This is a genomic window from Microbispora sp. NPDC046933, assembly GCF_040644635.1.
Classification (GTDB): domain Bacteria; phylum Actinomycetota; class Actinomycetes; order Streptosporangiales; family Streptosporangiaceae; genus Microbispora.
Window position 1 is genome coordinate 485184 of the sequence record NZ_JBEYWW010000001.1, and the last position, 23939, is coordinate 509122.

15 protein-coding genes are annotated in these 23939 nt (G+C 72.7%); 7 read left to right on the plus strand and 8 right to left on the minus strand.

Going from position 1 to position 23939, the window contains the following annotated elements:
- Window positions 1–195: 195 nt before the first annotated feature.
- From ABZ857_RS02090 to ABZ857_RS02105, 4 genes are all read left to right on the plus strand, one after another.
- Complete coding sequence (locus ABZ857_RS02090) at window positions 196–1197, plus strand: SIS domain-containing protein (RefSeq protein WP_357036002.1); 1002 nt, start codon at window positions 196–198, stop codon at window positions 1195–1197.
- 64 nt (window positions 1198–1261) lie between these two features.
- Window positions 1262–2134, plus strand: coding sequence for a PfkB family carbohydrate kinase (locus ABZ857_RS02095; RefSeq protein WP_357036005.1), 873 nt, complete (start codon window positions 1262–1264; stop codon window positions 2132–2134).
- Between the two features lie 47 nt (window positions 2135–2181).
- Window positions 2182–3690, plus strand: a complete 1509-nt coding sequence (locus ABZ857_RS02100) for a transposase (RefSeq protein ID WP_357036008.1) — start codon at window positions 2182–2184, stop codon at window positions 3688–3690.
- An 80-nt stretch (window positions 3691–3770) separates the two neighbouring features.
- Complete coding sequence (locus ABZ857_RS02105) at window positions 3771–4868, plus strand: LacI family DNA-binding transcriptional regulator (protein WP_357036010.1); 1098 nt, start codon at window positions 3771–3773, stop codon at window positions 4866–4868.
- Between the two features lie 18 nt (window positions 4869–4886).
- Here ABZ857_RS02105 and ABZ857_RS02110 read toward each other — a convergent pair whose 3' ends face one another.
- Together ABZ857_RS02110 and ABZ857_RS02115 are read right to left on the minus strand one after the other, a co-directional pair.
- Window positions 4887–5927, minus strand: coding sequence for a sulfotransferase (locus ABZ857_RS02110; RefSeq protein ID WP_357036013.1), 1041 nt, complete (start codon window positions 5925–5927; stop codon window positions 4887–4889).
- Between the two features lie 124 nt (window positions 5928–6051).
- A complete protein-coding gene (locus ABZ857_RS02115; protein WP_357036016.1) occupies window positions 6052–6942 on the minus strand; it encodes a CDP-alcohol phosphatidyltransferase family protein in 891 nt (296 codons plus the stop codon).
- A 155-nt stretch (window positions 6943–7097) separates the two neighbouring features.
- On the opposite strand from ABZ857_RS02115, the gene ABZ857_RS02120 reads away from it, so the two are divergent.
- Window positions 7098–8678: a stealth family protein gene (locus tag ABZ857_RS02120; protein ID WP_357036019.1), complete on the plus strand. Its 1581-nt coding sequence runs from the start codon at window positions 7098–7100 to the stop codon at window positions 8676–8678.
- Here the strand turns inward: ABZ857_RS02120 and ABZ857_RS02125 are convergent.
- On the minus strand, window positions 8645–10405 hold the full coding sequence (locus ABZ857_RS02125) for a glycosyltransferase family 39 protein (RefSeq protein ID WP_357036022.1): 1761 nt from the start codon (window positions 10403–10405) through the stop codon (window positions 8645–8647). The genes ABZ857_RS02120 and ABZ857_RS02125 overlap by 34 nt on opposite strands.
- Window positions 10402–13341: a bifunctional glycosyltransferase family 2 protein/CDP-glycerol:glycerophosphate glycerophosphotransferase gene (locus tag ABZ857_RS02130; RefSeq protein WP_357036025.1), complete on the minus strand. Its 2940-nt coding sequence runs from the start codon at window positions 13339–13341 to the stop codon at window positions 10402–10404. Before ABZ857_RS02130 ends, ABZ857_RS02125 begins: the two co-directional genes overlap by 4 nt.
- Window positions 13342–13683: 342 nt before the next feature.
- Between ABZ857_RS02130 and ABZ857_RS02135 the strand changes: the two genes are divergently transcribed.
- Window positions 13684–14178 carry a hypothetical protein gene (locus ABZ857_RS02135; RefSeq protein ID WP_357036027.1) on the plus strand — a complete coding sequence of 165 codons (495 nt, stop codon included), beginning with the start codon at window positions 13684–13686 and terminating at the stop codon, window positions 14176–14178.
- A 425-nt stretch (window positions 14179–14603) separates the two neighbouring features.
- On the opposite strand, the gene ABZ857_RS02140 is transcribed toward ABZ857_RS02135, so the two are convergent.
- From ABZ857_RS02140 to ABZ857_RS02150, 3 genes are all read right to left on the minus strand, one after another.
- Window positions 14604–18074, minus strand: coding sequence for a glycosyltransferase (locus tag ABZ857_RS02140; protein WP_357036030.1), 3471 nt, complete (start codon window positions 18072–18074; stop codon window positions 14604–14606).
- A 195-nt stretch (window positions 18075–18269) separates the two neighbouring features.
- A complete protein-coding gene (locus ABZ857_RS02145; RefSeq protein ID WP_357036033.1) occupies window positions 18270–19859 on the minus strand; it encodes a glycosyltransferase in 1590 nt (529 codons plus the stop codon).
- Window positions 19856–21808, minus strand: a complete 1953-nt coding sequence (locus tag ABZ857_RS02150; protein WP_357036036.1) for a glycosyl transferase family 2 — start codon at window positions 21806–21808, stop codon at window positions 19856–19858. The genes ABZ857_RS02145 and ABZ857_RS02150 overlap by 4 nt, the downstream gene beginning before the upstream one ends.
- Window positions 21809–22026: 218 nt before the next feature.
- Here ABZ857_RS02150 and ABZ857_RS02155 point away from each other — a divergent pair, with 218 nt between their 5' ends.
- Entirely contained in the window at window positions 22027–22764 is a 738-nt protein-coding gene (locus tag ABZ857_RS02155) for a polysaccharide deacetylase family protein (RefSeq protein WP_357036039.1), read from the plus strand.
- Here the strand turns inward: ABZ857_RS02155 and ABZ857_RS02160 are convergent.
- On the minus strand, window positions 22703–23923 hold the full coding sequence (locus ABZ857_RS02160) for an acyltransferase (protein ID WP_357036042.1): 1221 nt from the start codon (window positions 23921–23923) through the stop codon (window positions 22703–22705). The genes ABZ857_RS02155 and ABZ857_RS02160 overlap by 62 nt on opposite strands.
- Window positions 23924–23939: the final 16 nt, after the last annotated feature.

Here is a 23939-nt window from a genome sequence, read left to right on the forward strand (position 1 = left end):
AAGAATTTTTTCCCGCACGACGCGTCCGAGACCGCGGGAGGCAAGAAACACCAGATAGAGGCCGCTTGAGCACCGCAAAGCAGGCCACGGTGTTGACGTCGTACGTTCACCTGTGCCAGCGTGACCCCCGCGTGATACCGGTATCAGGCAGCAGGGGCGCCGCCGGTCCGCAGGTGATCCCGAAAGGACGCGACAATGCTCGGATTCAACGAGCCGGAATTCCTCTCCCAGCTGGCGAGCGCGGTGGCGCTGCGCCCGCGGATCGAGGAACTGGTCGATCGGCTCGTGGACGGGGGATTCGACAACCTCTACCTCGTCGGCGCCGGCGGCACCTACGCCCAGATGTGGCCGTACGAGCGCCTGGCGCGCCAGCGGTCCACCCTCGACGTGCGCGCGGTGATCGCGGCCGAACTGGTCGCCGCGGACGAGAAGGCGCTCGGCGAGCGCTCGGTGGCGATCTTCACCTCGGTCTCCGGCACCACCGACGACGTCGTCAGGGCCATCGAGTTCTGCAAGTCGAAGGGCGCCTACACCATCGGCTTCACCGGCTACCCCGACTCGCCGATCGCCCAGAACGTCGACCTCGCGCTGCTGACCGAGCCCAAGACGTGGCCGTTCGACATGCAGATGCTGCTCTTCATGGGCCGGCTGCTGTCGCGGCGGGGCGAGTTCGACGGCTACGAGAAGTTCGCCGCCGAGTTCGACGACATCCCGCGGATCCTCCTGGAGGTCTCCAAGCAGGCCGAGCCGGTCGCCGAGGCGTTCGCCGACGCCCACAAGGACAGCGACTACTACTTCCTCATCGGCGGCGGGAACCTCTGGGGGTTCACCTACCTCTACTCCATGTGCATCCTCGAGGAGATGCAGTGGCTGCGCACCACACGGGTGCACAGCGCCGAGTTCTTCCACGGCTCGCTCGAACTGCTCGAAGACAACACCAGCGTGCTCGTCTTCCAGGGCGAGGACGAGGCGAGGGCGCTCACCGACCGCGCCGAGGCATTCGCCAAGCGGATCTCCAAGGACGTCACGGTCTTCGACACGAAGGACTACCCGCTCGACGGCATCAGCCCGGAGTTCCGCGGCCTGCTCGCGCCGCTCGTCCTCGACACCGTCATGAGCCGCGTCAGCAAGCACCTGGAGCGGGTGCGCGACCACTCGCTCGACCTGCGCCGCTACTACCGCGTCATGGACTACTGATCCAGCCGTCCCCTTCCGGGCCCTCGCGCGTGCCTGCGCGGGGGCCCGTCCACAGGAGAGTCCTTTGAGAGTCCTCGGCTTCGGCGACAACATCGTCGACCGGTTCGTCGACCGCGGCGTGGAGTATCCCGGCGGCAACAGCGTGAACGTGGCCGTCTACGCCCGCCGTCTCGGCCTGGAGGCGGCCTACCTGGGCGTGTTCGGCGACGACGACCTCGGCGACTTCCTGCGCGCCTCGATCGCCGCCCAGGGAGTCGCGATCGACCGCTGCGTCGTGCGGGCCGGCGAGAGCGGCGTCTCCACGCTGCGTGTGGACGACGGCGACCGCGTGTTCCTCGGCTGGAACGGCGGCGGTGTCACGCTGCGGGAGCCGCTCGTCCTCGGCGACGACCTGCTGCGTTACGCCGCCTCCTTCGACCTGGTGCACTCCAGCGTGTACTCCCGCAGCGAGAGCGAGCTGCCCAAGCTGGCCGGGCTCGGCCCGCTGGTGAGCTTCGACCTGTCCAGCGAGGACGAGTTCCGCTCCCCCGCCTATCTCGACCGGATCTGCCCGCACGCCGACCTGGTCCTGCTGTCGTGCTCGCACCTCGACGAGGCCGCCACGCGGGCGCTGCTGGCCGAGGCCGTACGCCGCGGCGCGCGGCTCGCACTGGCCACGCGCGGCGTGGAGGGGGCGATCGCGCACGACGGCCGGGTCACGGTCGCGACCGCCGCACGCCGGGTGGAGGACCCCCGCCTGATGGTCGACACGATGGGCTGCGGCGACGCGTTCCTCACCGGGTTCGCCGTCTCACTGCTGCGCGGCGGCTGGACCGCCGGCACGTCCCCGGACCGCGACGCCGTCGAGCGCGCGCTCCACGACGGCGCGCGGTCGGCCTACGAGCAGTGCCTGGTGGAGGGCGCGTTCGGCCACGGACGGCCCGTTCTCACAAGATGAACCGGAGGATGCCCCTGCCCGCGAACCGAGGAGGAGACATTCAATTCATGGGCAGTGAGGGTAAAGACGCCGCGAAGGTGATCGTGCAGTGCCACAGATGCGAGAAACCGCAGACCCTCCGGTCGTCCGGACTCCAACCGTGCGACGGCTACGCCTGCTGGGAACACGGACCGAAGAAACTTCAGGTGCCTGGCCTGGTGCGTGACATCGTCCATAACGCCGCCGGCGGCTTCTACGGCTGGCACGATGTCACTTCAAGGCAGGAGATCACGCAGGCTGTTCGCCGCGCCCGCGAGATCGCCGTCATCGGCACCGCCGAGATCGCCGTTCGTGATGCCGCCCCGGAGGATGGTGTGACGACATCAGCGGTAGCGCAGGCGTCCGGGCTGGCCCGGTACACCTACCGCCTTCGCGTGCCGTCGGCCGCGCTCGCCGCGCTGCTGACCGAGTGGGACCGGTGCCGCTGGGTGTGGAACGAATGCGTCGCCCAATCCCGGGCGGCCCACCACGCGAAGCAGACGTGCGGCCCGGCTCAGCTCGACAAAATGCTGACCGGGTGGCGCACCGAGCACGAGTGGCTACGCACGGGGGCGTCGGTGCCGCAGCAGCAGACCATCCGGGACTTCGCCAAGTCCCGCGCCAAGGCCTTGAAGGACATCAAGGCCCGGCTGCCCATGAAGCAGCGAGCGGGAATGCCCAGGTTCAAGAAGAAGGATCTGGCCGACCCGACGCTGAACTACACACGGAACGGCTTCCGCCTCAAAGACGGCGGCCTGCACCTGGCCGGAGGTATCGCCCTGACGGTGGTATGGTCCCGCGACCTGCCCGCCGAACCGAGCAGCGTCCGCATCTACCGGGACAGCCTCGGCCACTGGTACGCATCCTTCGTCGTCCCCGCCGAGACGCAGCCGCTGCCCGCCACAGGGCGGTGTATCGGCATCGACTGGGGCGTGAAGCAGACCGCGACCACCACCAGCGACGACCATGACCTCCCGCACGCCGAGCACGGAAACAAGGCCGCTGTTAGGTTGGCCCGTTACCAGCGGAAGATGGCCCGCCGTAAGCCCGAGCGCGGGCAGACCGCCTCCAGGGGCTACCGCAGTGCCAGGAGGCAGGCCGCGAAGCTGCACAAAAAGGTTGCCCGGCAACGCCAAGACGGCGCACGCAAGTGGGCCAAGAAGGTCGTGAGGGACCACGACGTGATCGCGGTGGAGGACTTCCGCCCGAAGTTCCTCGCCAAGTCCACCATGGCCCGCAAGGCAGCGGACGCCGCGATCTCAGCCACCAAGCGAGCCCTGATCGAGATGGCGCGCAAGCACGGGCGGGATGTCCGCCTCGTGCATCCCGCACACACCACGATGGACTGCGGTCACTGCGGAGCGAGAACCAAGCACGCACTGCCGCTGTCGGAACGCACCTACACCTGCAACGCGTGCGGAGCTGTCTCCTCAAGGGACAAGAACTCCGCCCGCGTGATGCTCATCCGGGCTGGTCTGAACCCGGCGGGCGTTGATCGCGTAAGACCTGACCGTCCGCCGGACAGCCAGGCAGCGTGAGCCAGGAATCCCCCGCCCAGCTTCAGACGGGGGAGCAGTCAATAAGCTGCCCTGAGACCGAGAGGGAGGGAACGCCAGCCATGCCAGCTGAGCGGAGCCAGGCCGCCGGGCGGGTGACGATCTCCGAGGTGGCGGCCGAGGCGGGCGTCGGAAGGGCGACCGCCGCCCGCACGCTCGGCGGGTACGGACACGTCAGCCCGGAGCTGCGCCAACGCGTGCTCGCGGCGGCCGAGAAGCTCGGCTACCGCGCCAACGCGCTCGCCCGCAGCATGTCGACCGGCGTGAGCCACACCATCGGGGTGATCGTCGCCGACATCGGCAACCCCTTCTTCGCCGGACTGGTCCGCGGCGTCTGCGACGCCTCCCGGGCCCGGGGCTTCGACACGATCGTGCTGAGCACCTACGAGAACCTCGACGAGGAGGTCGCCGCCACCAACGTGCTGATCGACAAGCGGGTGGACGGCATGATCATCGCGTCCGCCGCGGTCAGCGGCCGGGAGGTCGGCCACGTCAAGGAGGCGCTGAAGCGCGGCGTCCCCGTCGTCCTGGTCGACCGGGCCATCCCGGCGCTCGACCTCGACGCGGTCGTCATCGACAACCGCGACGCGGCGCGTGAGGCGGTCGAGCGGCTGATCGCGGCGGGGCACCGGCGGATCGGCTTCGTCTGGGGGCCGGAGGTCGAGCAGCCGCCCGCGACCCGGCGCGAACTGCTGGCGGCGGCCTCCCGCAACCTGTGGACCGACGGCGAGCGCCTGCGCGGCTACCTCGACGCGCTCGACGACGCGCGCATCCCGTTCGACCCCGACCTCGTGATGGTCGGGCGCAAGGTGGAGGAACGGGCGACCCAGGAGGTCGCGCGCATGCTCGCCCTGCCCGACCGCATCACCGCGCTGTTCTGCACGGAGACCGAGGCGGTGACGGGGGCCCTGCGCGCCCTGCGGGCCGCCGGACTCTCCTACCCGCGCGACGTCGCGCTCATCGGGTTCGATGACAGCGCCTGGGCGGCGGTCATGGACCCGCCGCTGACGATGATCGCCCAGCCCGTGCACGGGCTGGGCGCGAAGGCGGCCGAGGTGCTCCTCGACATCGTGCGGGGGGGCGAGGCCGGCCGGGAGACGCACACGCTCCGCTCGCGCCTCATCGTGCGGTCGTCGGTCGGCCCCCCGCCGGGCGCCTGAGATGGCCGAGAGGGGACGTCAGCGGGGAAGCAGTTCGTAGGAGCGCTGCTGGGGCAGGCCCGCGAGCCGCCGCTGGCCCTCGGTCAGCAGCGCGGCGATCGGGCCGGGCTCGCGCAGCCGGGTGAGCCGGTCGCGGTTGTACTTGCGCAGCCGCGCCGCGCGGCGCTTGGCCGCCGCCGCCTTGAACGCGGCGACGTGCTCGCGGTCGGGCTTGCGCGCGCCGCCCAGCTCGTAGCCGTACGCGGTGAGCCGCTCGCCGAGCACCTCCTCGCACAGCGAGATCTCCCAGGGCTCCAGCCGGGAGGCCCACTTGCCCGAGTGGGCCGTGGTCACCTCCTCGTGCGTGTTGCTGTGCCACACCTTGTGCTTGGGCACGGCCAGCTCGGCCATGTGGCGCGGCTCGCACATCGCCGGGTCGTAGTCCTCGCCGAGGAACACGCACAACTTCTTCAGCTCGGTCTCCGGGTCGGCCGTGAGGTCCTCGTACCGCAGCTCGTAGAAGCTGTCGGGTGGCAGCTTGCGCGCGTGCCGGCGGCCGAAGTCGATCGCCTCGGCCCAGTTGGCCATGGCGTGCACGGCGTCCGCCTTGTACCAGGGCATCTGCTTGAGCGACGCCACGCAGTCGCGGCCGTCCCTGACGAGGTGGACGAACTGCGCGTCGGGGAACATCCGCATCAGCATCTCGACGTGCCGGTAGTAGCTGGGCCGCTTGTCGCCCCAGCGCGGCTTGCCGAAGCGCTCCGCGTAGCACTTGAAGACCATGCCGATGACCGAGCCGAAGCTGCCCGGGCCGAGCATGGCCGCCTGGACGAAGTCGGGGCCGCTCAGCCCGAGCTCGTGGAACTTCGTGGTCCGGCCCTCGGCGATCCAGGTCGCCAGCCTGCGCCTGTTGTCGGCCAGCCGCATGTCGCCGTACGCCCGGCGGGAGAAGTAGGCCGGGACGAGGAACCGCGTCTCGGGCGGGACCGCGATGCGCGGGTGCGAGTGCAGCATGAGCTGCAGCATGGTGGTGCCGGAGCGCGGGCAGCCGACGACGAAGACAGGTCTGTCCGAATGCATGAGTTCTATCCCCCGTGGTGAAATTGCCAGACGCCAGGCCGCCGCCCTCCCCCGGGCGCGGCTCGTGACGCGGGTCCTACGGCGTCATGCCGTACGAGCGTGCGGATCCGGCCGAGACGGCCGGTCAGACAAGGATCTTCTGTTTCTCGGCCGCGGTGCTGGGCACCTGGCGCGCCGCCAGCCAGACGCGGTAGACGAGGCTCATCTCGAACGCCAGCAGCAACGCGCCGGCCACGGCCGAGACCGGCACCAGGGCCTTGGGTCCGAACAGCGGGCCCACGACGAAGACCGCGGCGTGGAACTCGATGCCGCTCACCATGTGGGTGCGCACCCGGTGCCGCACCAGGAAGACGCGGAACCGGTCGTACCAGGGGAAGCGGGCGTGGAACGCCTTCTGCAGGTCGACCACCGTGGCGCCGTCGTCGGCCGCGACCTGGCCGAACTCCGCGGCGGCCCGCCCCAGCTCGGTCCGCGGCCTGGCGCGCAGGACGCTCTCGGCGAGGACGTACTGACCGTCCAGCCGCGCCTCGAGCAGCGCACGCGTGGCGTCCTTGACCCGCTTCAGCTGCGGGCCGTTGATGTAGCGGAACAGGTCGAGCACGACGACGCCGATGGCGGCGAGCACCACGTCGGTGTCGCCCGTGCGGCTGTACTCCCCGAACCCCCACCCGAAGGCGCAGCAGACCACCCGCACACGGTCGCCGACGTAGTCGAGCCACAGGCCGAAGGGCGTCCCCGTGCCCTTGAGCCTGGCGATCTTCCCGTCCATGCAGTCGACCGTGAAGCTCAGATAGAACAGCACCGCCCCAGCGACGAGCATGCCCTCCGCGAAGGCGGCCGCCGAGGCGAAGCCGATCAACATGGACAGCCTGGTCAGCCCGTTCGGCGTGATCGAGGTGTGATTGGCCACGAGCAGCGCGAGCCGGCAGGCGAGCGGATCGACCATGAAGACGGTCCACCACGAGTCTCTCGGCTTGCGCGTCGCGAGTATGTCGTCCAGCGTGAAGCCCCCCATGCAGGCAAGAATGACTACAAGCGGTAGCCGTTCGCGTGCTCTTCGGTAACAGGAAGGGCATCTCATTGCCGGTTCTTGACGATCTCCCCCATCTGCGTAAACCATCCGCCAATCCGGTCGCCGATCGGTTACAGTCCGTGTTCGAGGGGGAAACCATGCCCGTTGTCACGTTGTACCGGCGGCTGCAGGGGCGGCTGCCGTCATGGGAGCCCGCACCGCGGGCCGCGCTCATCCGGGCCGACGCGGGTCCGCTCCAGGCCCAGCGCGAGACGCTGGACGTCGTGTGCGGCCTGCTGGCCGAGGCGGGTGTGCCGTACTTCTGCGTGCGCCCCCTGCCGAACCGGCCGCCGGTGGTCGCCGTGCCCGAGGACGACCGCACGCGCGCGCTCGCCGCGCTCGCGGCCGGCGGTCATCCGCTGTTCGCGGCGCGGCAGCCGTACGGCAGGCAGGGGGCGCGGGCGCGCCAGGCCGACGCGGGCCGGATGCGCCCGGTGCGGCGGGCGGCGGCGCTGCTCGGCGACGCCAGGGTCGTGCGGCTGGCCATGTATTTCGCCAGCCCCTCGCGCACCCTGACGCTCGGCCCGGAAAGCGGCTGCGACCTGGAGTTCTGGGCCCGGGAGGGCGACGAACTGGTCGCCCCGAGGCCCAACCCCGCCTGCGACCGCGTCCCCGCCGACGGTCCCAGCCTGGACGGCGGCGAGGAGCTGTTCACGCCGCTGGCGTGCGCCGCCCGCCGGGCACGCGCCTACCGCACCCGGCCGGAGTTCGTCCGGCGGCTGCTCGACGACATCGACTTCCCGATCGACGCCGTCTACACATGGGTGGACGGCGCCGACCCGGCCTGGCGGGCGCGCCGCGACCAGGCCGAGCGCGCCGAGGCGCTGCGCACCGGCGCGCCGCTGAGCGAGATGGCGACCACGGAGGCGCGGTTCACCAGCAGGGACGAGCTGCGCTACTCGCTGCGCTCCCTGCTGATGTACGCCCCCTGGATCAACCGGGTGTGGATCGTCACCGACGGCCAGACGCCTCCGTGGCTCGACACCACCCACCCCATGGTGGCGGTGGTCGACCACAAGGAGATCTTCACCGACCCGTCGGTGCTGCCGGTGTTCAACTCCCACGCCATCGAGACGCAGCTGCACCACATCGACGGGCTCAGCGAGCACTTCCTGTACTTCAACGACGACTTCTTCCTGGGCCGGCCGCTGCCTCCCCGGACGTTCTTCGAGGGCAACGGGATCACCCGCTTCTTCCCCAGCACGGTCCACGTGCCCTTCGGCATGCCGGAGACCGAGGAGTCCCCGGTCCACGCCGCGGGCATGAACAACCGGCGCATCCTGGAGGACCTGACCGGCCGCACGATCACGCAGAAGCTCAAGCACGTGCCGTACGCGCTGCGCCGGTCGCTCATGTACGAGCTGGAGGGGCGTTTCTCGGCGGAGTTCACGGCGACCGCCCGCAGCAGGTTCCGCACGTCGCGGGACATCTCGGTGGTGTCCTCGCTGGCGCACTACTACGGCTACCTGAGCGGGCGGGCGGTCCCCGGCACGGTCGACTACACCTATGTGGACCTGTCGCTGCCGAAGACGCCCGCCAAGCTGCGCCGCATGCTGGCCCGGCGCAGGCACGACGTGTTCTGCCTCAACGACACCGCGCCCACCACCGCCGAACAGGACGCGCTGCTGGCGCGGTTCCTGGAGGCCTACTTCCCCACCCCGGCGCCGTTCGAGCGGTGAGCCCGCACGTCGTACCTGTCGACGAACAGGCCCCGGAAGGTCCAGCGACCGGCCGGGGCGAACGAACGGGCGACCAGGGCGCGCCTGCCGGCGGGCATCGCGTTCTTGCCCGTGTGGCCGACGACCCAGAGCGTACGCAGCCCGTCGAGCCGGGCCGCGAGCACCCGGGAGCCCACCTCACGGCCCGGGAAGCTGCCGTCCCGCTCGGGTGACCGGGCAAGCGCGACATCGCGGAGCCTGCCGAAGACCGACGGGTAGACCGCCTCGTATTTCCTGACCTTGGCGGGGACGAACAGCACCCCGTCTCCCGGCTTCGCCTCGGCCGCGAGCAGCGCCATGACCGGCCGTGGGTCGTCCTGTCTGCCGTTCGGCCCGCGCGTGGCGAGCTGCCCGGGAACCGACAAGCCGAGCCAGGCGGCCAGCACGGCGGCGGCGAGGCCGGGGGGCAGCGCGGCCAGGCCCGCCCCGGCCAGCAGCGCCGCCGCCGGGACGCAGCAGAAGACGTAGCGGAACACGTACACGGGATGGACGGCCCAGGAGACCGTGAGCAGCACCAGAGCTGGCACGAGCAGCCACGGCAGCGTCAGCCGCACGAGCGCCGCATGGCCGAAGGGGGCCGGACCCGCTTCACCGGCAGGCGCCTTCCCGGCCGGGCCGGCGGCCCAGAACATTCCGGCGGGACTTCCCGCGGGCCTTCCGGCGGGCTTTCCGGTGAGACTTTCGGCGGGACTTTCCGCGGGCTTTCCGGTGGGACTTCCGGCAGGCTTTTCGGCGCCGCGGGCCGCGCGGGCCCGGCGGACGCCCGCGACGGCGGCATACGCGAGGCCGAAGAGCACGAGCGCCCAGGTCAGCGGGGCCACTCCGGGTCCCGTCGCCCCTCCGAGGTCGCCGGACAGCTGGACGGCGAGCCTGCCCACGTCATCCGCCTCCGGCCGGGGAATCCACCCCACCTGCGCGCTCTGCCGGGAGCCGAGCCAGGCCAGCGGCGCCACGGCCGCCAGTGCCGGCGTCGCCGCGCACGCCCACCGGAGCAGCGGCCCCCTGGACAGGATCAGGGCGACGCCGTGCGCCCCCACGACCAGGAACGCGAACAGGTTGAAGTAGGCCAGCACGGTCAGCGCCGCGCCGTACGCCGCCAGGACCCCCGACGTGGGCGACCGCAGAAGGCGCAGGAACAGCAGGGTCACGCCGACGGCCGCCGCCGCCGTCATCGGGTAGGGCCGGGCCTCCTGGACATACCTGGAGAAGATGGGCATGAGGGCCAGCAGCACGCCGCCGTACAGGCCCGCCCGTGGGACGCCGAGCGCGCGGCCGAGCGCGCCGGTCCCGGCCGCGGCCAGCGCGCCCGCGACGACGGACGGCATCCGCAGCGCCACCTCGGCGGTGCCGGACAGGCCCGCGACGACGTGCATCAGCGCGTAGTAAAGGCCGTGCACCGCGTCGACGGACTGCAGCAGGTGCGCCAACTGGGGCAGGGTGCGGCCGACCGCGCTGACGGTGGCCGCCTCGTCCCGCCACGGCGGCGGCCCGCCGAGGTCCCACAGTCCGGCGGCCAGCGCGAGAACGGCCGGCACGACGGTCACGACACCCGGCCGGTCCAGCCGGGCGGCCCGCTCGGGCGCCTCGGCGGGGCATGCGCCGGGAGCCTCGAACGCGATGTGCTGCGACGGCGTTGCGGCGGCACCGCGGGGTGGGCGGCCGGCGACATGCCGGGAGGCGCGGGTCATGACAGCACGCGCGCGACCACGCGCGCCGAGGCGTGCCCGTCGTCCCAGGGGCAGTATCTGCGGGCGAACCGCTCGTAGCGCGCCGCGAACCGCCCGAGGTCGCCGTGCCGCAGCACGTCGAGCACGTCGTCGCCGGTCCTGAGGACGGGCCCGGGGGCCTCAGCCTCGAAGTCGAAGTAGAAGCCGCGCACCTCGTCCCGGTAGCGCTCCAGGTCGTGGGCGAAGAACACCATGGGCCTGCCGGTGCACGCGAAGTCGAACATCGCCGACGAGTAGTCCGTGACCAGCACGTCCGTGGCGGCCAAGAGATCGGCCATATCCGGAAATTTGGATACATCGCGGATGCGGTCGCCGGTCGGGATCGTCATGTCGCGCGCCACGAGGTAGTGCGCCCGCACGAGCAGCACGTCGTCGTCGCCCAGCGCCCCCGCCACCCGGGCCGGATCCAGTGCGAGCCGCCCGGTGCTCTCGTCGTCCCGCCAGGTCGGCGCGTACAGGATGACCCGCCGGTCGCCGGTCAGGCCCAGCCGCCGCCGGGCCGCGCGGGCGCGGGCGGGATCGAAGAGCACGTCGTTGCGCGGGTAGCCCGACTCCAGGATCTCCCCCTCGTAGCCGAACGCCCCGCGCAGCGCGGAGGTGGCGAACGGGCTCGGCGACAGCAGCAGGTCCCAGGTCGCCACCTGCCGCGCCAGCTCGTCGCGCGGCACCCGCTGCGCGTACGGCATGCCCTCCAGGTCGAGCCCCAGCCGCTTGAGCGGCGTGCCGTGCCAGGTCTGCACGACCGTCTGTCCGCGCGGCTTGCGGTACCACCCCGGCTGCGTGCGCCGGTTGGCCACGACGAAGCGGCTGGTGCGCAGCGCCTCCTCGTGCTCGCGTGAGCCGTACAGGACCAGGCGCACGCCCGGCGGGACCGCGAACTGCCCGTCCCGGGTCACCCAGACGATCTCCACGTCCGGGTGGCGGCGCGCCAGTTCCTCGGAGACGGCCCGGGGGTTGCATGAGTACTGCCCGCCGCCGTAGCTGTCGAACACCGCCGCGTTCCGCAGGGTCACCCTGCCCCTCGGCCAGGATCGTGCCGCCGCCCGCCGCCTGCGCGTCGCGTACGGCCCGCGTTCGTGCGGGCCGAGCGCCGGGCGCACGGCGAGGCTCAGGTCGCCGTCGTGCGAGGTGCGGACGGAGATCTCGTGAAACCCGGTGACACGCGGCCGCGGCGGGTCGGCGATCAGGGCCGGGCTCAGGCGTACGCGCTCGTCCCTGCCCGCCGGTGTCAGGGCGAGCACGCGCCAGACGCCGCTGCGGAGCGGAAGTCCCTCGGCCGTCCTGCCGATGGCGGCCGTCCACGTCGCCTCGTCCTGGCGGACCGGCCAGGAGTGCCGCTCCGCGCCGCGCTCCAGCACGATCCGGCCGGCCGGGCACCGGCCCGTCCCCTCCAGGACCAGCTCGCCGGACTCCGTCCACCGGGCCGTGTTCACCTGGCCGTCGAGATCGTGGTGCGGGGCACCTGCGGCGCGGGGGCCGAGCGTCAGCCCGCGGTCGCGGGTGAGGCAGACGCGCACGTCCCCGGCGTCGAAGACGCGCTCGCCCGGGGCCCCTGTCGCCCGGCCCGCCCGGGTCACGCCCCGCGCCCGGACCCGCGCGTGCAGCGCCCACCGGCCGCGGGGCAGGGCGTCCAGGGCGACCACGGTCTCGAAGCCGGAGTCGTCGTGGCAGGCGACCGACTGCCGGGAGTCGGCGGTCACGTCGGGCCTGCGGGTCCGCCGTACCGGGAGGGTGATCCGCTCCTCCCCTCGCTGGAGCCACAGCTCGATCCGGCTGCGCCCGCTGTCCAGATGGGCGATGTACGCGTGACCGGCCAGGACGAGCCTGCCGTCCGTGTGGCGTACGTCGTCCACGCAGGCGACGAGCCGCAGGTCGCGGGTGGCGTCGAACAGCGAGCGCGGGAGCCGGGGGTCGCGGCGGAAGGGGTAGTCGAGATACCAGCGGCGGCGCCTCAGCCCCCGCCGCAGCACGCCCCGGTGCCTGATCTCCGACGCGGCGAACGTCCGCAGCTCCGCCAGTTCGCCGGTCATGCCGTGCGCGGCGAAGTGGATCTGGAGCCGCCTGAGGACCGGCAGCCGTTCCATCGCGCCCGGGTCCAGGTGGCCCAGGCGGCTCAGCGTCTCGGCAAGCCCGTCCGGAACCCGGTCGCGTACGGCGTCCAGCACCGCTTCGAGGTCGGGCCCCTCCGCCAGGCGCAGGTCGTAGGCCGTGCGCAGTTGCGGCGCGTGCCGTCCGAGCAGGTCCGACACCTCCAGCATGGCCCGCAGGCGGCGCAGCGGGTCGGCCGGCGGCCGGGACCCGCGCGTGAGGCAGACCACGTCGCCGAGCACGTCGGCCGAGGTGGACAGCACGTGCGCGGGAATCGTCACCGGGAAGTCCTCGACCAGGCCCGCCGGGAAGGCGAACCCGTGCCGGTTCCAGAACTCCCGGCGGAACACTGTGCCGCCCGCCCGCGGGTCGTCCAGCAGCTTCTGATGCCGCGTGATGTGCGTCCGCAGTCGGGCCTTCGGAGCCGGGACGGCCGCCTGGCCCGGCGCGTACGGCGTCCAGCTGCGGATCCGGCCGCAGGCGAGGTCGGAGCCGGTGTGGTCGAGGGCGCCGACCAGCGCGCGGTAGGCGCCCGCGGGGACGACCGCGCCGGGGTCGGCGAAGGCGAGGTAGCGCCCGGTGGCGACGGCCGCGCCCGCGTTGCGCGCCGTCCCGGGGTCGTCGCCGCCGTCGCCGAGCGTGAGGAGCGTGAACCTGTGGTCGGGCGGGCGAAGGCCCCGCGGGCGGCCGACCAGGATCACCTCCATGTCGTCGAGGGTCTGGTCGCGCAGGGATTCGAGGCACTCCTCGGCGTGTTCCTCCCCGCCGTGCAGGGGGACGACCACCGAGAGCCTGGGAGGCACCGTCACGCCGTCAGGATGCCGACGCGCGGCGGACGGCACCGGGCCGATCCGCATCGCCATACCCTTCCTTGGTCTCCTCTTTACCCACGGCGGGGCGCCCGGCCATAGAGGAGGTATCCGCGCGTCCTGACGTCAGCGAGGCGGCCGAGCCGGTGTCAGGGTTCCCAAGACCGGCCCGCCGCCATGGTGATGAAGGTACGGATGCCGTCCTCGGTAGTGAAGTCCGGCTCGGGTTCGGTCTCCAGTCCGTTCCACCACGTGTCAGGGGGCAGAGGCCATCCCCAAGCCGCCCGGGGCCGCCGAGAGCGATCCTGCCCATCGCCTCGTACCCGGTCTATCTCAGACTGGATGACGAACCTGCTGCGGGCCGGGGCGGAAATCAAGCTCCTCTCTAAACGCGCCCTTGCGTCTCCCATTTATTCAGGCCATGAACTACTATTTCACCCTATCGAGGGCAATGCTCACCGTTCCGGCGAATGGTCTTACTCCCTCAGGTTTCGCTATAACTTGCGACTACCCGTTATTCTTCACGGCCACGATTTCGCCATCCGCAAAGCACCAGCCGAGGATGCCACGAACTGTGATTCCGGCGAGGAAGCAGGGCCGGCCTCCCCTATCAGGGCGCACCACCTGAGCCGCGACTCCCGCGCCCCGCCGGTCCACGAGCAGCCATTTCTTGGGATTCTGAACAGCGAGACCAGAACCGTCTGGTGCCCACGCGACAGCGGACGGGTCGTCGACGGCGTTCACATCGCTTGTCTTGCCGTCCGCGATCGAAATGATCGAAAATCCTCTGGCCCAACAACCCAGGAGCGCGATGCTTCGGCCATCCCTACTGAGTAAGGGGATTTCCATGTCGGAGTCTGTGGCACAGTCTGGTAACCGCACCGGCGAGAGATCCGTCTTGGCCACGTAGCTGTCGTTCGCCTCGCCAGGCTGCACCCCGACGAACCATGCGGAGTTGTAAGCAGCAGGATCCTCTCCATCCGAGCCTCCGCATGCGGCCAAGCATGCGACCGACACGACTCCGAGCAGAGTCGACCTGAACATGGCTCACCTGGCCTCACCGATGGTGGCATGACAGCTTTTCCGTTCGTACACTTGAGTCGATACCAGCCCCAGTTCTTGAGCCAGCCGGCGACTCACCAGCCGCTTTCAGCCGCCTTCGGATTGCTTTTCTTGAGACGATATCCCAGCGTTTGGCACCCGCCCGGGGTTCGACTCATCCTGCCCACGGGGCGCGGTAGGTAGCCGCGCGGGCGGCGCGGTCAGCCGAATATGTGGTCCGCCACCCGGTGAGCGGCCTGGCCGTCGGCCATCGGGCGATACCTCGCCAGGAACGCGGCGTACGCGTCCCCGTGCTTGTCCGCGACCTCGTCGAGGTGCGCGAGCGCGTCGAGCACCTCGTTCTCCCGCCACAGCACCGGCCCCGGCGCCTCGGGCAGGAGCCACAGGTCCTGCGGCCGGCCCGCGTGCAGGAGCACCGGGCGTCCCGTCACGGCGAAGTCGAACACCGCCGCCACGTCCCCGGCGAGCAGGACGTCGGCGGCGAGGAGCAACTCGTGCGGGTCCGGATGGCCGCTGACGTCCCACAGGCGGACGTCGTCCCGCCCGGCCGCACCCCACGCCGGCGCCACCCCTCCGTGCTCCGGGACCGCGACGAAACCGGCGGCCCCGGCCGGCGCGGGCGGCCGCTTGGCCCGGGCCCGCGCCTCCTTGGCCCGGCCTGGGCGAGCGGTTCCGGCAGGGGACCGGCGGACGAGCAGGACGTGGTCGCCGGGCAGCCCCGCCGCCAGGCGCCCGGCGTCGAGCGTGTCGTGCTCCCCGGCGACGTACAGCAGGACGTGGGCGCGCTCCGGCAGCCCGAGGCGGCGCCGCACCTCGGCGGCGCGCTCCGGGGCGCCCGGACCGGCCAGCAGGTCGTCGCAGGGCAGACCGGTCTCCAGCACCTCTCCCTCGAAGCCGGGCGTCCGTCGCAGCCGCGGCGTGCACCACGGGCCCGCGGAGACGAGATGGGTCCACTGACCCGCCCCGCGACCGCCGGCGGCGTCCGCCCCGGCGTACACGACCACCTGGCCGGGCCTGCGCTCGAACCACGGCGGCAGCGGCGCGTCGGTGACGACGTAGCGGCACCGGGCGAGGGCCTCGTAGTGCTCCCGTCCCAGCGTGCGCACCGGTTCGACGTCGCCGGGCAGGGCGACCTGGCCGTCCCGCACGTTCCACAGCAGCGGCAGGTCGGTCCCCCGGCGGCGCAGTTCCTCGCAGACCGCCCTCGGGCTGCCGCCGAAGCGGGTGCCCGCGCCGCCGTCGAACAGGACGGCGTCCCGCAGCGGCCTGTCCCTCATCTGGGGGTAGGTGCTCGTGCGCAACACCCGCTGGGCCTTCTTGCCGCGCTCGTCGGCGGTCAGGTCGCCGCTCACGGTCAGCACCGCCCGGCCCGGACCCGCGGTGACGATCCCGAACGTACGGCGGGCCGTCTGGTGGGCCGCGGGCACGTCCGTGTCGAACTCCAGCGGCAGGTCCGCCCACTGTCCTCCGGCGGCGCGCGCCCGGATCGCCAGGGCGTACCGGCCGCGCGGCAGCGGCAGCCGCCCGGCGGGCGAGCCGACCTGCTCGGGCGTCAGCCGCGCCCGGAAGCGGGTTCCGGCGCCCTCGACCGGCAGCAGCCACACCCCGGGTCCCGACGAGACGGGATCGAGGGCGGCCACCACCAGGGCCGCCATCTCGTGCGGCACCACGAGGCCGCCCTCGACGAGCAACTCGCCACCAGGCAGCCACTCGGCGAGGTCGGCGTACGCCGCGACGGGCTGGTTCCGCAGCACCAGGCCGCCGGTGCGGTCGCGGCACACGACGATCTCCCGGCCGGCCAGGCCGTACCGGCCGGTGGGCACGTCCTCGGCGACGGTCACGGGCGTCACCGTGCCGTCGGCGGCACGCACCTCGACCTCCCACCACGTCTCGGGCACGGCGACCTCCGCCGGCACGGCGATCTCCCGCGTCCGGGACGCGGGCAGCAGGTCGCGCAGGTCGACGACCGCCTCGAACGTGCGCCGGTCGACGTTCACGGGATAGGTGCGGGCGACGCCGCCGGGACGCCGGGTGACCTGGAGCACCGGGCTCGGGCCGAGGTCGTTGACGACGTGGCCCACCAGGCGCAGGCGGCCGTCCCGCACCTCCCGGGTGACCACCCGGGCGGCCTCCCGCTCGGCCCGCAGCACCAGGACGCCGGTCTCCCCGAGCAGCGGCGCGACGTAGTGGTCGGCGCCCACGGCCCGATACTCCGCCTGGTCGACGATCGAGGCGGCGGCGTGCGGGTCGGTCAGCCGTCCGCGCCGCAGGACGCCCCGGTGGAGCACGCGCAACTCGACGTGCCACCGCCCGAGCCGGCCCGCCCTGGCCAGCGCCGCGGGGTCGATCGCGAGCCGGAAGCCGCCCCAGTCGCGCGACTTCGACTTCGTGGACACCCGGGCCCTGGTGACCGAGGCCGGCACCCGGACGCGCCGTCCGGTCCGCTCGTGGACGAGGGCGGCGAAGACCTGCTGGTGGACCCGCCGGGTGGGCCGCAGGAACGGCGGGGCCGCGCGTCCCTCCACCACGAGGACGCCGTCCTCCCACCGGACCGCGTCGATGCGGTGACGCGGGACGAGTTCGTCCCTGGCCCTGGTCACGGCGGCGGGGATCTCCCGGTCGGCGGAGCGGGCGAGGGGGACGTTCAGGTGGTGGCCGCCCATCCTGCGGACGAGCCGCCGGTCGGGGTCCACCTCCCGGTCCCAGGCCAGGACCTCCAGCAGGTCGGCCATGCGGCGTACGCGCACGAGATGCCATTGCAGACGCCGCAGCGCGGGCAGCCCGTCGAGCACGGGCGGCGCCACGTCCTCCAGATACAGGCCGGCGAGGTCGAGGAAGCGCTCCCGGAACGCCGGGGACGCCTCGTCGAGCACGTCGAGGAAGTTCGTGAGGTCGCCGTCGAGCACAGCGCGATCCCAGGCGTGGATGTGCGCGGTGAAGTTGTGCTCGCTGAGGAAGCGGCGGACCCGCGTGACGGCGGCGAACCGGTCCTCCAGGTGCGCGGCCCGCGCCTTGTCCTGCGTGATCGAGCGGCCGCCGCCCTCGCGCCGCCGCCACAGGTAGACCGGCGCGGGCAGCACGTCCACGGACCGTGCCAGGAAGTGGGCGCGCAGGGCCACCGCGATGTCCTCGTACAGCACGCCTTCGGGGAAGGCGAACCCGTGGGCGTCCCAGAACGAGCGGCGCCACAGCTTGTTGGTGACCAGGCGGTCGCACAGGAGCGCGTGCGTCCGGGTGATGTGGGTGGCCGCGGCGGCGGCGGCGAAGACGGCCCGGTGCATGGCCGACTGGCGGGCGCCGCGCCCGTCGAGGCGCAGCACGTTGCCCGTGGCGAGGTCCGATCCCGTCCGCTCCAGGGACGCCAGGAGGTATTCCAGGGCGTGCGCCGGCAGCAGGTCGTCGCTGTCGACGAACATCAGGTAGTCCCCGGTCGCGTGCCGCACTCCTGTGTTGCGCGCCGCCCCGAGCCCGGCGTTGGCCTGACGGACCAGCCGGAACCGGCCGTCGCGCGCCGCGAAGCCGGCGGCGATCTCGGCGCTGCCGTCGGGCGAGCCGTCGTCGACCATGACGACCTCGAAGTCCTCCCAGGTCTGCGCGGCGACCGAGGCCAGGCAGCCGGCGAGGTACGGTTCCACGTCGTAGATCGGGATGATCACACTGAGGCGGGGCACGGGCGGTCCTTAGGGTCGGCGAAGCGGCGGACGGAGACACGAGCGATCCGGAGGGGCGCGCCGCCGGTCTGGACTGAGGAGCGAGCGGGGAGCGAGAGACGAGCGACTCCGAGCGACAAAGGCTGTGTCCCCGCGCGCCTGCGGCACGACCGGCGGGTGTGAGCGCCCCGATGGTGAGCGGGAAACATGCGCGGCTCAGGCCGGGCGCACGAGCGCGCGCAGGCGCCTGCGGAGCAGCCGGGCGGTGCGGCGCAGCGGCCGGGCTCCCGGACGGCGGGAACCCCGCCCGGCGCCCGCCTCGCCGGAAGCGCCCGCCTCGCCGGAAGCATCCGTCCAGGCGCGGCCGGGCACCGGCGGGGCGGTCGTCGCGGCGAGCGCGGCGGGCAGGAACCCCCACTTGTCTCCCGCGTCCCACACCGTGCCGTACATCTCGTGGACCAGGTCGTCGAGGTCGTCTCCCGGCCCGGCGCACCGGCGGGCGCGGTTCATGGCGGCGGTGCGCTCCAGCCGGGCCCGCACGACTCGGCCGTCCTTCCGCTCGTCGAGCGCGAGCGAGACGAGCCCCAGCCGCTGCCGGTCGGCGTGCTTGATTACCGACCCGATGGTGCCGCGCGACGGCACCCAGCCTGGCGGGCAGTGGAAGCGGAACGGCACGGGGAAGCAGTCGTCCGGCACGGCCTCGCGGAACCGCACGCGTGGCTCGCCCTGGTAGCAGGCGAGCACCAGGCGCAGATCGAGCGAGGGGTCGCCGAGGGGGTCCCGCCGCCCGCCGCCGAGCCGTCCCCAGGGCCCGACGACCGTCACCCGCACGTCGGGCAGCCGCCCGGCGAGCACGGCGTCGACGGTCGCCCTGACCTCCTCGAACGACGCGTCCCCCACCTCGACCACGACCTCGACGTACGGCACGAGGTAGGTGCGGTGGGGGTGCCTGCGCAGCCAGCGGAAGCTCGGGACGCGCTCGGCGAGATGGGGCCAGTTGTGCCGCTTCACGTCGGTCTCCCGGCGCATGACGGTGGACCGGCCGAGGTGCCAGCACCGGCTGCGGCGGTCGGGCACGAACACGGCCCCCGCCTGGGCCAGCCGGTAGCCGAGCTCGGTGTCCTCGCCGAGGACCAGCGAGGCGTCCAGCCCTCCGGCGGCGCGCAGCAGGCGGGCCGGCAGCGACACGGTGGCCCCGACCATGACGGAGAACGCGCTGAAACCGGCCGTCCGCAGGTCGTCGGTCTGGTCCCAGCGCCGCTCGGTCCACTGCGGCGTGGCGTCCTCCTCGGCGAAGAGCTTGTGCACCGCGCCCGCCTCGACGGCCGCGAGCACCTCGCTCGCCGGGACCTCGTCGAGACCGGGCACGAACCGCAGGTGCCCGAGCACGACCAGGTAGTCGGCCAGGTGGTGCCAGCGCATCTGGGCCTCCACGTGCTCGGGGAACACCACGAGGTCGGCGTCCAGGTAGAGGATCACCTCGCCCTCGGCCGCCTCTGCCCCCGCCGCGCAGGCGCTCGCCCTCCCCCACGCCCCGCCGCGCGGGCGGACCACCCGCAGCCGCTCCGGCAGCGGGCCGGGAGGAAGCTCCAATGGGCGCTCGCCGTCGTCCACCACCACGACCTCCATAAGGTGGGCCGGGTAGGTCTGCCGGGCCAGGCCGGCCAGCGTCAGCGGCAGCGTGCGCTCCGCGCGGTACGCGGGGATCACCACGCTCACCGCGAGCGCGGGGGTCCACTCCCCCGGCGCGGGCGGCTCTCCGAGCACCCCGTAGTCGTTGAGCGGGATGCGCGCAGCCCGCGTCACGTTCTCACCTCCGCCCGCCATGGGGCACCGTCCTCCATCAGTTCGTTGAAGACCAGCCCGCGCCACTGCTCCTGGAAGGACGCGAGGAACGACTGCACGGGCTGGCGCCAGGTGTGGCCGTACGCGCTGCGGCGGCGCAGCACGTAGCCGAGGCCGTGGGTGCGGTAGATCCGGCCGCCGACGGCCTCCACCGCCTGCAGCAGCTGGCCGTCCACCGTCCTCGCCAGGGGCCGGAAGCCGCCGGCCGCCTCGAACGCCGCCCGGGTGACGAGCATCGTGCCCCCGGCCACCAGCGGCGCGAACCGCTCGGTGCCGATGCACCTGCGGATCGTCACGTCGAGCGGCTCCAGGTAGACGAACTCCGCGGCCGACCCGACGAGGTCGGCGCCGCTGTAGCGCCGGGCGAGCAGGAGGTCGGCGAGGTGGTCGGGACCGTACCAGTCGTCGTCGTCCACCTTGGCGAGGTACGACCCGGAGGCGATGGCCGCCATCCGGTTCAGGACCTCCCCGAACGGCGTCGCGGCGGGGGCCTCGATCACGGTGGCCGGCAGCCGGGTGCGGGGCATCGCCGCCTCCCGCGCGGTGAAGCCGTGCAGCCCCACGATCAGCTCGGCCGTCACGCCGCGCTGGCGCTCCATCTGCTCGACCGCGAACGGCACCATCTCCGGGCGGCGCGTGCACAGCAGGATCGAGACCCGCGGCTGCGGCGGCACCGGCAGGCCGGCGGCCAGGGCGAGGCGCCGCCAGCGGGCGGCGGCCCCGTGCTCACGCAACGCGGCCCTGCGCAGCCGGACGCTCAGCTCCTCGCGGCGCAGGTCGGACGTGAGCGCCTCGCCGGTCACCGCGGCGAGCGCGGCGGCGAGGGCGGGTCCGAGCGCCCGGTCACGGGCGGCATCGGGCGCGGCGAGCACCGGGATCCCGGCGGCCGAGAAGGCGGCCACGACGCGGGCGACCTCACTCGCCCGCCCCTGCTCTGCCTGTGGGCCGAGCGCGGGCACCGCGATCCCGCGCACGTCCCGCAGCCGGGCGACGTCCACGTCCGTGACCCGCCCGCAGGCCGGGAGCCGTACGAGCCTGTCCCCGCCGAGGGTGACGACGAACCCGTCCCGGTGTGCGGCGAGCGCCGCCATCCCCTGCGAGGGATGCTGCCGGAACCCAATGGGGTTGACCACGGCCTCGTCCAGCGGCGGCACGTCGTCCCCGGCCGCCGGGGAGGACCCGCCGAGGACCAGGTGCGCGCGCGGCGCCGTCCGGTCGCCGGCACGCAGCAGCAGGTCGCAGCCCGGGGCGTCGCGGCGGTCCGGCACGGGCCCGCCGGGCGGCGACAGCGTCACGTTGGGGTCGCCCGGCCGCCAGCCGGCCGTGCCGCCGCCCTCCAGCCCCGCGACAGGAGTGGTCGCCTCGCATCCGCCGAACAGGCCGCGTGCGACGTGGGCCACGACGTCACCGGCCGGCACCGGCTCGGTGAAGGCGGCGTCCAGATGCCAGCCACGCCCCCGGCGTGCGACCCGCATCTCGGTCAGGTGCCGCCAGCAGGCGCCCGGCGCGGCGACCGGCAGCGGCTGGGCCGCCCAGGGCGGCACGTCGGCGACGGCGATCCGCACCCGCGTCGCCTCGGGCAGCAGGCTGCGCAGCGGCACCGCCCTGCGCAGGTCGGCCGGTGACCGCGCGGCGAGCACGACGCATCCGGTCGCGCCAGCCGTGTCCCGTGCCGTGTCCCGTTCGGCGTCCCGTGCCGTGTCCCTTGCCCTGTCCCGTGTCGCGTCCGGTGCGTCGTCCCGGCTCGCGTCCGCGTCGCCCGCCGGAACCGTCGCGAGAGCGGGGACGGGAACGTCCTCCAGGGGGGTCCAGGGACCGGCGAAGCCCTCGACGAGGCGGCCGAGCAGCGTGGTGCAGGTCTCGAACCCGATCCACGTCCCCCACGCCGACCGGGTGGCGGTTCGCGTCACCCGCCCTCCTCACGCTGCCCGGTTCCTCTTCCGACCGGCCCAGCATCGCGAACCCGGTTCGCGAGGGGGCAGCCTTAGCCCCTTCCTTGGCCGAAGGTTTAATCGCTCCCCTCCCAGGTGGACGGAGGTTTCCGGTCGGTACGAAACCGGACTGAAGAGGAGGAAGTGCCGCCGAGCACGTTACGATGCCGCGTTATAGATCCCCCGAGGAGTACCCCATGGCTGTACGTCGTCTGATCCCTGTGGCCGTCGCGTGCGCCCTCGCCGCGGCCGCCGCCACCCCTGCGCAGGCTCGCGGGACCGATGAGCCGTACTGCGCGACCCACAAATGCATCGCCCTGACCTTCGACGACGGTCCGGGGCCGTACACGCAGACGTTGCTGAAGACCCTCGCCGAATACAAGGCGAAGGCGACGTTCTTCGTCATCGGGACGGAGGTGAAGAAGCATCCGAAGGTCACCGCCGAGATCGCGAAGGCGGGCCACGAGATCGGCAACCACTCGTGGGATGCCCGCTATCTGACCGAGCTCACGTACGCCGAGATCAACAAGAAGATCGGCGACACCCAGCGGCTGATCCAGAAGACGACGGGGAAGGCGCCGAAGCTCTTCCGCGCGCCCGGCGGGCTGCGCAACGGCGGCGTGGAGGAGATCACCGCCAAGTTCGGGCTCATCCAGGTGCCCGGCACGACCGCCACGAAGGACTACATCAAGGACTACCGGCATGTGGACCTTCTCACCAACCGGGCCCTGGATGTGGCCGGGGAGGGCGAGGTCGTGCTGATGCACGAGACCATCAAGCAGACCGTGCAGTCGATGCCCGACGTGCTCGAGACGCTGACCGCGGAGGGCTACAGCTTCGTGACGGTGTCCACCCTGCTGGAGGGCCAGGAGCTCACCCCGGGACAGGTATATCCCGACCGGTCGGGGATGGAGATGACGACCGACGTCCACTGAGCCTGCGGCCCAGCGCCTGGGCCGGCGCCTCCACGAAGCGGTAGGTGAGCCAGCTCAGCGCGAGCAGCGCCACGAGGTAGCCGAGCGCGACGGCCGCCTGACCGGTCGGCGTGAGCGACCGCAGGTCGCCGGCGAGGGCGTTCAGATACTTGAGCAGCGGGTGGTGCACCAGGTAGACCGAGTAGCTGATCAGGCCGAGCCAGGTCAGCACGCCGGGGACGCGCCGCCCGCGCAGCGCCATGCCGAGCGCGAACGTCCCGCCGGCAAGGACGATCGTGGTGATCCACACGTCGGGCTGCACCCACCACCAGCCCGCCTGGATCGACCACACCGGCGCGGCGGCCACCAGGGCCGCCGCGGCCACGACCGCGCCGAGCCCGCCCGTGCCCCGCTCCCACCGGTACAGGGCCGTCCCCGTGAACATCACCGCGAGGATGGCCGCCCCGAACCACGGCACGAAGCTGCCGAACACGAGCAGCACGAGCGCCATCAGGCCCAGCGTGTACGCCGCGACCGCGCGGAACCGGCCGGTGATCAGGCAGGCCAGGCCCGCGACGAACAGCACGCCGGCGGCGACGGCGGGCCACGGCCCCGGTAGCAGCGGCGCCGACAGCACCAGCCCGGCGGCGACCGCCACGACGCCGAAGGCGATCGCCAGCGTCCCGCTGCGCCGGTGCACCCCGCCCACGAACAGCGCGGTCACCAGCAGGTAGAACACCATCTCGTACGACAGCGTCCACATCGGGTCGGCGAGGGCACCGGTGTGGACGACGTCGAGCAGCATGCTCACGTGCGCGGCCACGGCCGACGGGTGCCGGGGCACCTCCTGACGCACCGGAACCCAGAGCGCCATGACGAGCACGAGGGCGATCACCAGCAGGTAGAGCGGGTACAGCCGGAAAACCCGGCTGACCCAGAACGCTCCGACGTCACCCCTCTTCTCCAGGGACGCGGGGATGATGTATCCGCTGACCAGGAAGAAGACCAGCACGCCGTACATGCCGAGGCTGAACCAGTAGGGGCGCAGCGACGGCATGAGCCAGGGCAGTGCGTGTTCGGCGACCACCGCCATCGCGCCGATCCCCCGCAGGGCGTCGAGCCAGGCGAGCCTGGTGACCTTCGCGCTTGACGGAGCGGTGACGGACTGAGTGGCAATCACCGCGCTACCCTATCCA